Annotated in this window: 11 protein-coding genes; 6 read left to right on the forward strand and 5 right to left on the reverse strand. The window is 39.0% G+C overall.

Going from position 1 to position 14,962, the window contains the following annotated elements:
* The first annotated feature begins 328 nt into the window (after positions 1-328).
* The 3 genes from ABXH34_RS05850 (at position 329) to rsgA (ending at position 3,897) form a co-directional block, all read left to right on the forward strand.
* Positions 329-1,426 (forward strand): 4Fe-4S dicluster domain-containing protein, encoded by a 1,098-nt coding sequence (locus tag ABXH34_RS05850; RefSeq protein WP_353570931.1) that lies wholly within the window; start codon positions 329-331, stop codon positions 1,424-1,426.
* The gene (locus ABXH34_RS05855) at positions 1,423-2,289 is read left to right on the forward strand and encodes an FAD/NAD(P)-binding protein (RefSeq protein ID WP_353570932.1); all 867 of its coding nucleotides are present in this window, start codon (positions 1,423-1,425) and stop codon (positions 2,287-2,289) included. The genes ABXH34_RS05850 and ABXH34_RS05855 overlap by 4 nt, the downstream gene beginning before the upstream one ends.
* A gap of 543 nt (positions 2,290-2,832) precedes the next feature.
* Positions 2,833-3,897, forward strand: a complete 1,065-nt coding sequence (gene rsgA, locus ABXH34_RS05860; protein WP_353570933.1) for a ribosome small subunit-dependent GTPase A — start codon at positions 2,833-2,835, stop codon at positions 3,895-3,897.
* A gap of 349 nt (positions 3,898-4,246) precedes the next feature.
* Here the strand turns inward: rsgA and ABXH34_RS05865 are convergent, their stop codons facing one another.
* From ABXH34_RS05865 to ABXH34_RS05885, 5 genes are all read right to left on the reverse strand, one after another.
* Positions 4,247-4,399, reverse strand: coding sequence for a hypothetical protein (locus ABXH34_RS05865; RefSeq protein ID WP_353570934.1), 153 nt, complete (start codon positions 4,397-4,399; stop codon positions 4,247-4,249).
* 59 nt (positions 4,400-4,458) lie between these two features.
* Positions 4,459-6,954, reverse strand: a complete 2,496-nt coding sequence (locus tag ABXH34_RS05870) for a hypothetical protein (protein WP_353570935.1) — start codon at positions 6,952-6,954, stop codon at positions 4,459-4,461.
* 187 nt (positions 6,955-7,141) lie between these two features.
* Complete coding sequence (locus ABXH34_RS05875) at positions 7,142-8,539, reverse strand: dihydrolipoyl dehydrogenase (protein ID WP_353570936.1); 1,398 nt, start codon at positions 8,537-8,539, stop codon at positions 7,142-7,144.
* A gap of 158 nt (positions 8,540-8,697) precedes the next feature.
* Positions 8,698-9,429, reverse strand: a complete 732-nt coding sequence (locus ABXH34_RS05880) for a methyl-accepting chemotaxis protein (protein ID WP_353570937.1) — start codon at positions 9,427-9,429, stop codon at positions 8,698-8,700.
* A 23-nt stretch (positions 9,430-9,452) separates the two neighbouring features.
* Positions 9,453-9,911 carry a DUF302 domain-containing protein gene (locus ABXH34_RS05885; protein ID WP_353570938.1) on the reverse strand — a complete coding sequence of 153 codons (459 nt, stop codon included), beginning with the start codon at positions 9,909-9,911 and terminating at the stop codon, positions 9,453-9,455.
* Between the two features lie 225 nt (positions 9,912-10,136).
* Here ABXH34_RS05885 and ABXH34_RS05890 point away from each other — a divergent pair, with 225 nt between their 5' ends.
* The 3 genes from ABXH34_RS05890 to ABXH34_RS05900 are packed head-to-tail and all read left to right on the forward strand — an operon-like array spanning position 10,137 to position 14,928.
* Positions 10,137-11,783, forward strand: coding sequence for a peptide ABC transporter substrate-binding protein (locus ABXH34_RS05890; protein ID WP_353570939.1), 1,647 nt, complete (start codon positions 10,137-10,139; stop codon positions 11,781-11,783).
* An 8-nt stretch (positions 11,784-11,791) separates the two neighbouring features.
* Positions 11,792-14,395, forward strand: coding sequence for an ABC transporter substrate-binding protein (locus ABXH34_RS05895; protein ID WP_353570940.1), 2,604 nt, complete (start codon positions 11,792-11,794; stop codon positions 14,393-14,395).
* A gap of 2 nt (positions 14,396-14,397) precedes the next feature.
* Positions 14,398-14,928, forward strand: coding sequence for an OPT/YSL family transporter (locus tag ABXH34_RS05900; RefSeq protein WP_353570941.1), 531 nt, complete (start codon positions 14,398-14,400; stop codon positions 14,926-14,928).
* Positions 14,929-14,962: the final 34 nt, after the last annotated feature.

The following is a 14,962-nucleotide window of genomic DNA, read 5'->3' on the forward strand; positions in this document are numbered from 1 at the left end:
TTAATCACATTTTTTCACGCAACAAATTATTTTAGATTAAAGCTAATAAGTTGCCTTTGATTAAATTGATAGGCAAAAACTAGGGCAATTCACTTACAATATTTTTGCTGATTTTTTTGTAAAATAATTTAACTCGTTAATTTTACTTTAAATATATCGCCTTTAGCCGTTTATTTAAAATCAGTGACTTCGCTTATTATGGCGAAGGTATTAATTTATATACAACATTTTTTATTCGTATTGTGTTTGATAAGCTGTATTTAAATATTTAACCCATCCCAAAAAAGATTTATCATATCTATTCACGACAACTTGTGCGGAGAATACAATGAGATTCCTAGCGCGTGGTGATTTTCCCCAGCTATTAGCAGCGTTGCAACAAGCGGGTTATACCTGTATCGCACCGCAAATTCGTGATAACAACCTTGTTTATGATGAACTGACCGAGGTTGAGCAACTGCCGCTTAATTATCAAGATCAGCAAACCCCCGGACGTTATCGCCTGATTGAAAATGGCCAACAGCGTTATTTTGCTTGGGCGAATGGTGCAGAAGCCGTTAAACCGATGACCTTTGCTTCACGAGAAATATTGTGGAAAGTCAAACGAGATGATGCTGGAAAATTAGCATTTGAAGAAGTATTGCCTGAATCAAAACCGCTGGCTGTGATTGGAATTAAGTCCTGTGATTTGGCCGCGTTACATTTACAAGATCAACATTTTGCCTTTAATACTTATGGTGACCGTTATTATAATCTACGCCGCAGGCCTTTAATTTTTATCGCGGTAGATTGTAGCCATCCTGCTGAAACCTGTTTTTGTGCTTCTACGGGTGATGGACCTGATGCACGGTCGGGGTTTGATATTGCTTTGACTGAGTTGGATGATGGTTTTCTGGTTCGAACTAAAAGTAGCATCGGCAAAGACATCGCAGAACAATTGCCATTGCATGATGCGACCACATTTCAACTTTCTCAAGCCGAAAAACAGCAACAGCAAGCAGTTGAAGTCCAGCAACGCCAACTCCCATCACGGAATTTAAAAGCCAGCTTATTTAATAATTTAGAGCACCCACGCTGGAAAGAAATTGGCGAGCAGTGTTTAGCCTGTGGTAATTGTACCTCGGTTTGTCCAACTTGTTTTTGTCATAGCGAAATAGAAGACGCTCAATTAGATGGTTCAGAGAGTGTGCATTATCGGCAATGGGATTCATGTTTTACCTTGGGACACAGTTATATGCACAGCATTGTGTTGCGCAAAGACATTGATTTACGCTATCGGCAATGGCTGACGCATAAATTAGGCAGTTGGCATGACCAGTATGGGCGTTCGGGTTGTGTTGGTTGTGGGCGTTGTATTACCTGGTGTCCTGTTGGCATTGACATCACTGAAGAAGCACAGGCGATTTGTGGAGGAGAACAATCATGACTCACATGATACCAAGTCATCACACGGTCGATGAAAATGCCTATTTTCCTATGGAAGCAGAAATCATTGAGCGGGTGCAAGAATCCGATACGATTTTTACTATGCAGTTGCGCTTAACTGATCCGAAACAGCATGAAGCTTATACTTATGAGCCGGGGCAATTTAACATGTTGTATTTGTACGGCGTGGGCGAGGTGGCGATTTCGATTGTGTCTGATCCTGAGCATGAGGATTTGTTAACTCATACGATTAACCGTGTTGGACGCATCACCCGTGGTTTATCGCAGATGCAAGTCGGGCAAAAAATTGGGATTCGTGGTTCTTATGGTCGTGGTTGGCCATTGCGTGAAGCCGAGGGACAAGATGTGATTATTGTATCGGGCGGTTTGGGTTGTGCGCCAACGATTTCAGTGATTAATCATATTATCCGTCGTCGGGAGCGGTTTGGACATTTAACCATTGTACAAAAAGTTAAACATGTGGATGAATTCATTTGGCCTGAACGATTTGAGCGTTGGAAAACGATTCCTGATACCACGGTGTTAGTGGCATCAACAAAGGGTTCGGTGAATTGGCACTGGGATGTGAGCCCACGAATTCAGGTATTGGATAAGGTGAAAGTATGGTCAGATCGCACTATTGTGATGATTTGCGGCCCTGAAGGGATGATGCAATCAGCGACCAAGCATTTAACTGAATTGGGTGTGCCTGAATCTTCGGTGTATTTCAGCATGGAGCGTAACATGCAGTGTGCTGTGGGACATTGTGGGCATTGTCAGTTTGGTGGTTTGTTTATTTGTAAAGATGGGCCAGTGTTTTCTTATCCAGAAATTAAGCATTTATTGGGAACGGAAGGGTTTTAGAATTAAGAAAAAGTTTAGCTTGCTTTTGGGGTGAGTTAAGCTTTGATCTTTCAGTAGTCTATTAATTTAAATAAAACCGACTAAGATATTGCTATCAATGGCTTTCATCAGAATGACTCAACTCGTTTTGCAATTATAGTTGCGCTGTTATAATTCAAACTGATGCTGAGTATTTTTTATCAATATAAATCAGTCATTTGCGTAAAATATTCATGTAGGATTGAATAAGTGTGCCCCAAATATTAATCAGGTATGAACTCATTATCACGCATTGTATTCTACCTTTTCAATGCTAAATATCTTTGATGGATGATGCTGTACTTACCCATCCTACGCAAACTAATTTTTAGTGTGAAATTTTTAATTCCCCCAATTCGATTAAAACTCATCACGCAAATTGAACAAACAGATAATGTGATGATGGACTCGGGGCTAATTTATTGCCTTATGATAGCTCAGTAAATCACTGATGACTGTTTATATCGCTAGAGTCAAATCACATGAACAATATTTTTGTTGACATAATATTGAGATATAAAAAATATGGATAAGCTGGAAAATATAGGTTTTTGTGATTGGTTTCAAACTAGACTTGACGCTGATAAAGTTGCGGCTCATGACATTGCTCGAGTCATTGCAGTGCACAAGGATAGATACATAATAACCAATGGTCTGAGAGATATTTTTGCTGAATTAGCGGGAAATCTACTCTATACCGCAAATTATTCTACGGATTTGCCAACGACAGGAGACTGGGTATACGCAGATTTTCATGACGATGATACGCACGCAGTTATCCATGATATCATTCCTAGAAAAACGTTGCTAAAAAGAAAAAAAGTGGGGAAAATCGTTAATTTTCAATCAATTTCGGCAAATATTGACGTTGCCCTTATTATTCAATCGGCTGATGATAATTTTAATTTGAGACGATTGGAGCGTTATCTGGTTATGATTAACGAAAATGGGATTATTCCTGTCATTTTACTAAGCAAGTGTGATCTCATTACGCAAAATGAAATTGAAAAAATAAAGGCAAGTATCTTAAGCATCGCTCCTCAAGTGACGATATGGGCATTTAGCAGTTTGAGTGGGGAAAATATTGATACGATTAAAAATGCCTTGTTACGTGGTAACACCTACTGTTTACTCGGCTCTTCAGGTGTTGGCAAAACTACGTTGCTAAATAATATCGTGGGCAGTCAAAAATTTGCAACTCAATCGGTTAGTAAAAAACAAAGCAAAGGAAGGCACACCACGACAAGTCGCGAGCTGGTGCTGTTAGATAATGGTGCGATGATAATAGATACCCCCGGAATGAGGGAGCTTGGCAATATGTCGGTAGATGCGGGTATTGATGAAACATTTTTAGAAATAACCGAGCGTTCTCAGAACTGCAAATTTAGTAATTGCTCTCATACCAACGAAAAAGGATGTGCAATTTTATCAGCTATAGAAGCGGGAGAGTTTTCTAAACAACGCTATGAAAGCTATATGAAAATGAAAAAGGAATCCGCGTTCAATGAAATGTCTTACGCCAAGAAAAGAAAGAAGGATAAAAACTTTGGGAAGCTGATTAAATCAACTCTCAAAAGTAAAGACCGCTGATGCTTGATATTATGTATAAATCTAAATCAAACAGGTGTTTTCTAAATGGATAGCTTATTAATAATGGTTTAGAGTGTTCTATTCAATGGAATAGGTTTTAGCTTTTTTATGTATGGCAAAAAGCGATTGTGCCTTCATGCACTGGCTTAGCACTTTTTGTCTTTCCATATTTTATGTCTACCGTAGCAATGCTACTGATTGAAGCCATTATTACAAATTTTGATACTTTTTCAGTGTATGAATACAAAAAACAGAAGTTGCAACCGACATTCCGCATATAATTTAAAAAAAGGGTTATTTTAGTTTTTTCTTTTGAAAGTTGCAGAATAGGAAATCTAAATCTTTGAAACTATATTGAAAATAATCTAAAAATGTCGTTAACTGTGGAACGTCGGTGAAACAATAACTTCGCTAACATTTGCCATTTCTGCTCATCCAACTTGGGAATTTCCATTGCACCAAAAACTGACAATGCTTCTGTATCACTAACCAATGCGCCCATTTAGGCAGAATTCATAACCCTGTTATGTTTTAGTGGCGAAGGTATTGTCTATCAATCTGTTATATCTTGTTCAAACGCAATTTATACCCCGTCACTTCAATTAGTTCTTTCGCAATTTTCTTATGTTCTAAAGCTTGTTTTTCATTGTGCATGGCTAATTGATAATCATGCATTGAAATGTGCCAATCGACTGCATACAGTTTCATATCGCCACGTTGGATAATCATCTCGGCTTCGTCAAGGTCGCGTTTTGCATCGGCAGGTTGCTGTTGTTGTAAGTAAAAGTTGGCGCGGTCAATGAGGAATATTGGAGAAAAATCAACTCGTCCAGCTTGACGCATTCCCGCTACGGCTTGGTTAAAATAATCCTGTGCTTGTTGTGGCTGATTCAAGGCTTGATAGCAACGGGCTAAAGTTAATGAGTTTAAAGATTTATCAAGTAACGGTATTGTTGTTTGAAGTTTTAAACCATATTCGCCCCGTTCCACCACCTGCTCAATGTCTACGCCCTTGTCTAACAATAAGGCGCAATATTGAAATCCTGCTAATGAATATAATTTTGCATAATCAGGTTGTCGTTTTTGCTGAATTTGCTCTGCGGTTTGAAAAGACTGAAACGCCGCCTCTAACTGTCCTTGCCGATGTAAACAAGTGGCGAGGTAGGCATGACTATTTTTTTGCATAGCCAAATCTTCAGCTTTTTCTGCATAGTCAATCGCTTGCGATGCGGCTTGTTGTGCTGCTGCCAATCGTCCCAATGGCAAGTACAGGTCTACCAGATTTTGGGCTGCAATTGATGCTTCTTTCCAATTTTCTAATTTTTCAGCTAATTTTAAATCTGCTTTTCTCGGTTCAACCGCTTCTGCCAAGCGTCCTAGTGACATCAGACAAAATGCAGCTTCTGCCAATAACCATGCTTGATTAGCTTCGGATAAACCTTGTTGTACGGGCTGTGACCAACTTTGCGGGAAAAACGCGGCAATGGCGGTTAAATCTTGGCTGTATGCGCCGAGTTTGTTTGTGCTATAACCTTCTCTGCCTCTATCAATACGCTCAATATAAACATCTTTTCTTGCTTTTTGATATTCCCCCGCCAAACAGCCATGCACCACTGCACGATACAACGGCTCTAATTCTTCTAAAGTATCAGGCTGATGTTTTTCTGGTTTCGCTTGATAATATTCAAATAATACTAAATGCGCTTGACGGAAAGCTTTTGACTGAGTGTCTTTAAACCGTTGTCCAAAATACTGGCGAATAATCGGATGACAATCCCAATCTATCGCCGAACTGAATAATAAATTGGCTTTCTCTAAACGTTTGATTAATTTCCTAAAATCCTTAGTGGACAACTGCGCTAATGGCTGGGCAAACTCTGCTTGTTCAAATAACATTTTTTGCTCACTCAAACCCATTGGACAATCAAATAACCCTAATAAATACAAAAATCGTCGCTCTAAACTGTTCGCATCCCAACAGATTTCGTCATAATAACGCAACATTCTTCGTGCATGACGTTCGTTTGGATTCGCGTTTTCATCTTCGGATAATGGCGGCAATTGGTCGCGTTCAAAAATATCGCTGCCATCCAACCATTTACCCAACAACACCAACGCCAACGCATGACCATTATTTTCTTCACTCGCCTGCTGCAATTCCTGCTCAGAACCTTGCACTTCCAAACTACGCAACAACTTAGCCCCACTTTCCTTGCTCAACACCCGTAAATCCAAAGACTCAAAATCCTGAAAACCTTTTAATTCCTGAATTGCTTGACGCGAAGTCATCAACACCACGCTATCGGTTGAATAACCCGTGCCTTTCACCGCCATCAAAAATCGTTGCAACCCCACATCTTTAAAATAGCCAGAAAAATTATTATTTTGCTCAATTCGCTGCTGCAATGGCTCTAAACCATCCAACACCAACATATTTTTATCTTCAAACACCAAATCCGCTAACATTTGCCCTTTCTGCTCATCTAATTTGGGAATCTCCGTTGCACCAAAAAACGGCAATGCTTCGGTAAAAAACTGCGCTGATGAATTCTGCGTGTCATGCGAACCCTGACTATAAAATGACCACGCAAAGATTTTGTTAAATTCGCCATAGTTTTGTTTTTTAAAATGTTCCAACCAGTGCCGCACCAAGGTGGTTTTGCCCACACCGCCAAACGCAATAATTGCAATCGCCTGTTTTTTGGCTTTCACTGCATTAGTAATTTTGCGTAAATCTTGACTACGACCGATAACACGATTTTCTGGAATAGGCGGTAAACGAGAAAGGTCTTGTTTTTTCTGAGGAATGTTTTTTTGATGAGAAATTTGAGAATGTACTGCTTGCTCAACTTCATCGCCTGTATTAATCGTTGATTGGTCTACATTGCCATGAATATTGATAATGGTAGAGTGTGGTGGTTCTTGAGAGGATTTAGGCAAAGAGGCAGGTTTTAAATCAATTTTTCTCAGAAGCACTTTATAATCAGTAATCTTAAAAAACTGCAAAATACCAAAGATACCCACAATTGTTCCTATAACCGTTAAGATAATTTCCATAAATGATTATCCAAAGTGTTTTTTCTCGTTCCTCGCAATGCGTGGAATGACTCATAGACGCACCAGCGTCTTGATATTCGTAGACGCTGGTGCGTCCTGTTGGATGACGACGCGGTGCGTCGTCACAAGATGAAGATGATTCAATTTTGAGATTACCAAAAATCTAGCCTATCGTTATGTCAGAAAGCTATAACGTATTTAACTCCAAAATCCCCTCTTTAGGTAAATCCAACTGACTCGCCACATCATATAAAGCACTTTGCAAACCCTCTTCAATCACAGGATGATAATAAGGCATTTGCAATAACTCATGCACCGTCATTTGATTCTGAATTGCCCATGCCAGTAAATGCGCTATATTTTCACCACGCACCACCATCATTTCAGCACCGAGTAACTGACCGCTGACTTTATCTGCATAAACTCGAATCAAGCCCTTATTTTTACCCATAATCATGGCACGACCTTGCATCTGAAAATTCATACTACCAACCGCAATATGATCCTTGCTTTGCAACTCATCCCAACCTTGACCCACCCGCGCAATATTAGGATCACAAAAAGTAATACCTAAAGATATTTTACGTTTAAATCCCATCACTTCATCATGACTGGCGTTATAACCCGCAATCCGTCCATCATCAGCCGCTTCATGCAAAATCGCTCTATCAGCATTCGCATCCCCTGCAATAAAAATCGGCAAATCACCTATTTGTAAGGTATTTGGATCAAAAATAGGAACGCCACGCGCATCTAACGCCACCCCAATTTTTTCCAAACCTAAACCTACAATATTGGGCTTACGACCTAAACTGGCTAAAATTTTATCAACTAAAATGCTCTTCCCACCCGCCTTAACTAAAACCTGTCCTTCCTGCTCCTCCAACTCTGCCGCATGACCCAACCACAAAGGAAATTCATCACCAAGGGTTTCAATTGCCATTTGCTTCACTTCAGGGTCTTGAATCCCACCAATGGTTTCTAAAATATCAATACCGACCACTTGAATACCCAAACGAGTTAAAGCTTGTCCCATTTCCAAACCAATGACACCCAAACCTAAAACCGCAATACTGGAAGGCAATGTTTCTTGTTCAAACAAACTGTCGGTAGTCAAAATATAATCTTGTAAATGCGCCCATGCTGCGGGAATAACAGGAGATGTACCTGTGGCAATGATGATTTTTTTAGCTTGGATTGTCTCATTATTGACCTGCAATACATTAGGCTCAACAAATTCTGCATAACCATCAATACATTTATCGCGTAAACGGTCAAGATTACCCGTAACACGACCAACAAAACCATCACGCAATTTACGCACATGACGCATAATGGCAGGAATATCTATCCGTAATTTATTACCGCCGTAAATCCCCTTTTCCGCCAGTACATGACGATGATGATAATCCTCAGCCGCTTGAATTAATACTTTAGATGGCATACAGCCGACACGCGCACAAGTTGTACCGTAGTGTCCACCATTGATAAGAACAAAATTATCAGTATTGCGTCGGACTTGAGGCACAGCATATAAGCCCGCAGAACCTGCCCCAATGATTGCTACATCAACATGTCTATCCATAATTATCCCCTAAAAAACCACTTTGCAGCCAAGTTAAAAACGGCTAATCGATGCTTAAAAAATATATTCTTGAGCTGAAAAGATACTTTCAGTTAGTGTTTAAAAATCATTTGGTTATTCTAGTCTGCTTTTGCATTATCGGAAATTAAAAATTTTTATCACCAAGGCATTGCATTCATGAAGGGCATAGCATTATTAAATTTGCTAAATGCGGGTACAATATTTTGTGTCAGTGCAGTCATGTGGTGAGACATATTGCCAAGATTATGATTCATCTGACGAGTATCGGTTTTCATATCGCCAACATGGGCTGTAATAATATGTAAATCACCCGCAACCAGATGAAAATCCTGACGCATATCTGCAATATCTAAATGCAAGTCTGACATATTACTTGATATTTTTAACATCGAGCCGTGCATATCAGTCATGTCCTCGGAAACTTGCACCATAGACGCTTTCATGTGCTCCATGGCATTTTGCATAATATCGACAGATAACGACATTTGTTGTGTTGCGTGATTCATATAATGAGTGGAATCATTCATGGTTTTCATGACATTACTCATGCCCTTCATTTCATCACTGATGTCATTCACATTGTCTGATAATTCTACGATTTCATTTGAAATAACAGCCATGTAACGTGTGACATGATTCATATCCATAGTTACCATGTAAATCAAATAAAACACATAGGCTGATATCACTGCAATCACAGCAGCAAACAGATATAAAACCCGTTCAATAATTTTATAACGTGAGGTACGAGTTTCAAAATCCTGATGCAAGGCCTCCAATAAAGGTCGCATACTTTGAACCAGCTCATGCAAGCATGACGTTGTATCGATCGGTGGCAGTGATGTTTGATTTGAGGCTTCTTGGGTCATAATTTTAATTTCACTTATTCATACTAATCTAAAGCATCATGGATAATGCTATTAAAAGTGTCTTCAATTGTCTGGCTGAGTTGTTTGTCTGCTAGCATTGGCTTACGAAACGCAATATAGGTTTTATCAGGTTCAGCAGCTGTGGTGTAAATAGCCATTGTCAAAGGACAAAGCACCATATAAGCAGGATGGGATTGAGCAAATTTGTGGGTTAAAATTGCACTGCAAAAACTTAATGATTCCGCTCCAATATAAACGGGTTCAGTAATTCCTAAATCTTTGCCTGTGCGCTGCAACATTTCACTAATATGTAATGAATCGTTTAAAGTAAAGCCTTTGCTAGCAATCGCATTTTCCAGCTCAAACTTCACATCTTCCAAGGTTTCATTTGAACTATAAATACTGATCGGTTCTACGCTCTCAACAGACTCTAAAGCCTGTAGATTAAAAGATAACAAGCAGAGTAAAATAATTCTTAACATGATAATTTTCTCCATTATTAATATAATTTATCAAGCCAGATACGGATCGGAAAAATCGATATTTAGATTGAATTTTAGTGAATAAATATTGATTTTTAAGCCAGATTTTTTAAGCTTAATCAGTGCATTCTATACATAACGTGCATTATCTACTATTCCCTACTAACAATTCAGTTATTTTAGGGTAAAATGGCGAACACTTTGTTTTCATCAAGGGGTAGTCTAATGCGATTATGGATAATATTTGTTGCATTAATATTTATTAGCTTAACAGGGTGTGAAAAGACACCAGACGCATCAAATGCAATGGATTCAAATTCCAAGCAAGCAGGAAAAAGCGTTGGGCATTTGCGTATCCCCTTTAATGGCAGTATTTCAACTATCGATCCTAGCTTAACTGTTGATATTGCCTCAATTGAATTAGTTGAACATTTATTTTTAGGTTTGACTGATTTTGACCCTAAAACTTATGAGGTTTTACCTGAATTAGCCACCAGTTGGGAAATCAGTGAAGATACGCTTTCCTATATTTTTAAATTGCGTGAAGATGTCAAATGGACAAATGGCGAACCTGTCACAGCGCATGATATTGTGTGGGCGGTTAAACGTAATTTAGACCCTAAACTGGATTCTTATTATGTGTTCACTCTCTTTTCACTCAAAAATGCGGAAGATATTTATGAAGGCAAGGCGGATATTTCGACCTTAGGTGTGAAAGCGATTGATGACTTTACGATTGAATTTCAATTAGCTCAACCAACGGCATATTTTCCTGCTTTAGTCAGTATTTGGACTTATCGGCCATTGCCACACAAAATTATTGAAGCTTATGGTGATGATTGGACTTTGGCGAAAAATATTCAAACCAATGGTTCTTATCGATTGGCAAGTTGGAAAAAAGGTAATTACATCACGTTAGAAAAAAATGATTATTACTATGATGCTGATACGATTAATATTAAAAAAATTGAATATTTGATTGTGCCTGAAAGTTCGCTGGGTCTTGCCATGTATGAAAACAATGAACTGGACATTATTGGTGAACAATATTTACGAATTCCATTAAGAGACATTCCTCGAATTAAAACCAACCCCTACTTAAGCAAAGAATTGTCGGTTGAACCGCAGTTTTGTACCGAATTTTATGGCTTTAATACCCGAATTGCACCAACGAATAATCCTTTGGTGCGTAAAGCCATTGCTGCTGCAATTAATAAACAATTACTGGTTGATGTTGTGACTAAAGGCAATCAAACTCCAGCAACCACGTTTACCCGTCCACCCATTTTCGGTGCAGTCAACCCAGAGGAAAAAGTCGGTATTCAGTTTGATCCCATACAAGCCAAACAATGGTTAGAAGAAGCAGGCTACCCTAATGCAGAAGGTTTACCAAGCATTGTACTAATGCATAATAATAGCGAAGCACATCATGACAATGCAGTTGCAATTCAAACCATGTTAAAACATTACATTAATGTAGATGTGGATGTGCAAGAACAAGGGTTTGACAAATATATGGATACCCTCGATCAGCCAACAACACCGAATATGTTTCGTTTTGGCTGGTGTGCGGACTACCCTGATGCGAACAACTGGTTATATGACGTGTTTCATCCAACCATATCGCCAAACTGGATAGGCTGGAATAATCAAGAATTTGCTAAAGTGGTTGAAGTTGCTCAGTCAGAACCCGATCCAAAAATTCGCTTACAATTGTATCGGCGTGCCGAAGAAATTTTAAATACTGAAGAAACCGCAATTGTCCCACTTTATTTTGCAACCGCATTATATTTAGTGAAACCTTGGGTTAACGATTGGTACATTATGGCTTTTGGTGGTCAACAAATCCGTAATTGGTCACTGGCGGAGTAAATACAACAATGAAGCAAGACTTATATAATATTATTGTCTCGGGCGTGTTAGACGGCCATGAGCACGAAGCTGTGCAACTAAAGCTGGCTGAAACACTAGACCTTGAACTGCAAGAAGTTTCTAAGCTATTTCTGAAACCTACAATAGTTAAACATGCTTGTACACAGGCTATTGCTGATGATTACCAAGCTAAATTAGCAAGCTTAGGCATTGCCTGCCATATTGAGCCGATAGCACCCATAAAAAAAGACAATAAGCAAGAATTAGCAGAACTTGCAACACAATGTCGTCAAGTGCTCGATAAGATGGAACTGGTTTTAGATGCCAAAATAGAACCCCCTCCTGTTCAGGAACTTAACTTTACAGATATTAATGAGCAGCAACCTCATAAACCATGGATGTCGATGACAAAGATTATGGTCATTTTTGGCATTCCTGCTCTTATCCTCATTGCCTTCTTGTGGAAAGATGGATTTTTTAGTCATCCCAAACCGTTCTATATTGCATTAGCAGCACCACTCCAAACAGGGAATGGACAAGCCATGCTGAAAGGGATTGAGCTTTACTTGAAAACCTATAATCAGTGGCATGAAGACAGACCGATAAAACTATTGACGTTTGACGATGAAAGTAATGCAGATAAAGCCAGAGAAGTTGCACAACAAATCGTGGCTAACCCTGATATTTCCGCCGTCATCGGTCATTATACCAGTACCGCTTCGTTAGCCGCTGCTGACATTTATGAAAAAGCAGGTGTTCCTGCGGTATCTGCAACTGCGTTGGCAAATGATTTGACACGGGATAATGATTGGTATTTTCGGGTGATTTTCAATAATGGCGATCAAGGTGCGTTATTGGCTAATTATACTAAGAAAATCTTGCACTTTGAAACGGCTTATGTGATTACGGATACAGGAGCTTATGGTTCAAGTTTAGCCGAATCATTTGTCAATACCGCAGAGAACATTGGTTTACCGATTAAACAACATTGGCGCTGTTCTAACAGTGATCCTGAAGGTTTAAAAACAATTATTGCAGAAATGCAAGCAACGATACCTGATGAAGAAAATTCGGTTTTATTTGTTGGCACGTATGGCACGGATGCAGTTGAAATTTTGACTTCGATGAAGGGCAAAAACCGCAATATGACAATAGTTGGTTCTGAAGCATTTTCAACCAAGGGCTTTCAAGATCAACTTGCCACTTACCCACAAGAGCGTACTAGCCCCGGTTATTACAGTGATGGTACTTATGCTGCAATGCCTTTTTTAGTTGATATTTCTAATCAACGAGCGCAAATTTTTTCTAGCAATTATTCCAAAGCTTATGGTGAAAAAGCCTCTGCAACTTCTGCATTAACTTATGATGCGGCATTCTTACTTTCCCATGTCATGGACGAAATTGATGCTTCATTGCCTATCAAGCAAAAACGTCAGGCTGTACGCGATCATTTATATGATATGACAGTGCCAGACAAAGCAATTGAAGGTGTAACAGGCTATTTGTATTTTGATGCTTATGGGGATGCAGTTAAACCTATTTCCGTTTCGGTCTATCAAAGTGGCACACCTGTTGCCGCACTATATCAATATCAACCCTTAAACAATTTAAGTCAGATTGATAATTTGCTCAAAGAAGTGTTAGAAGAACGGGTTATTTCTCTGAATGGTAAGTTTATGCACCGTGCTCAAGTGGTTTATACAGGCATGGATTTCAATGAACTATCTGAATTAGACACCGCAAAATCTTCTTTTGTTGTGGATTTTTTCCTATGGTTTAGGTTCAAGGATAACTTTGATGATGGGAATGTGACATTGGTGAATGCGGTGGATTCTACAACCAAATATTTTACTGATCCGCTGTTTGTTTCTACCAATGAAGAAACGGGTGTGACAACCCATACTTATCGGATTAAAACCCCATTTAAAGGTTATTTTGATTTTAGACGTTATCCTTTAGATGTTCAGCGTTTACCGATTAAATTACGCCATCAAACATTGACTCGTGACAAGCTGATTTACGTTGTTGATACGCTAGGTATGGGCACGGGTGGTAAATTGGGCACGCTCGCAATGCAACAAAAGTTTGAGCGTAATAAGGTATTTATGATTGGCGGTTGGCAGGTACGAAATATTGCATTCTATCAAAATAGCCGAAAAAGTGATTCTACCCTTGGAATGCCTGAGTTATTTGGTTCACAGCAACGGATTGAATATTCACAATTTAATGCGTATGTAGAAGTTGAGCGGCATGTGTTAAGTTTTGTGCTTAAGAATCTATTATCAGTCATTTTCGTGGTTGCTTTGGGTTATTTAGCATTCTATATCACGGATTTTTATACGGGTTTATTCCTCAATATCAACATGATTATTTCGACATCACTGTTCCATTTAAACCTCAGTTCACAATTGAATAATATCAGTTATGTGGTGTTAATCGAGTATGTATTCTACATGGTTTATATGTTGGCTATTTTTGCCATTGTGATCCAAGTGATCATATACGTACATGCGGATGATGAACGTTTTGAGCGTCGATTACGTTCTTTTGGTAAGATTTCATATCCTATCTTTATCTTTTTAATTCTAGGATTAGCTCTGCTATTGCATTAGAAATGAACACACAAACATACCGAGAATTTACCGTTGCAGCGACTATTTTAGGCATTCTTCAAGGCATAGTCTTAGTCGTCGCATTTGCTTATATTAGCTTAAAATTAGGCTTTTCTTTAGGTGGTTCTGCGATTGCCGCGATTCTCGGCTATGTATTGTTGCGCGGCGTATTAGGCGTTGGAACAAGCGTCGAAAATAATATCAACCAAACTATTGCCTCATCAATTAATACTGCGGGTACAGGTGTGGCATTTGTGATGCCCGCATTATTTTTATTACAAGCACAAGACCCCAGTTTCTCGTTTGCACTCACACCGCTATTAGTTTCAGGCGTTGCAGGTGCATTACTGGGCGTTGTATTAATTATTCCATTGCGCAAACAATTGATTGAGCTTGATCGCTTACGTTTTCCAACAGGTACAGCAACAGCGATTGTGATTCGTTCTGGTTCTGAAGGCTTTACCAAAGCTAAATTTTTATTTATTGGCTTAGTGGTAAGTGCGATTTGGAAGGGTATTTTGCACTTAGAATAGATAGTTCTTGTACTGTGAATTTTTCGTCGGTTGG

It is taken from the genome of Candidatus Albibeggiatoa sp. nov. BB20 (genome assembly GCA_016744725.1).
Classification (GTDB): Bacteria; Pseudomonadota; Gammaproteobacteria; order Beggiatoales; family Beggiatoaceae; genus Albibeggiatoa.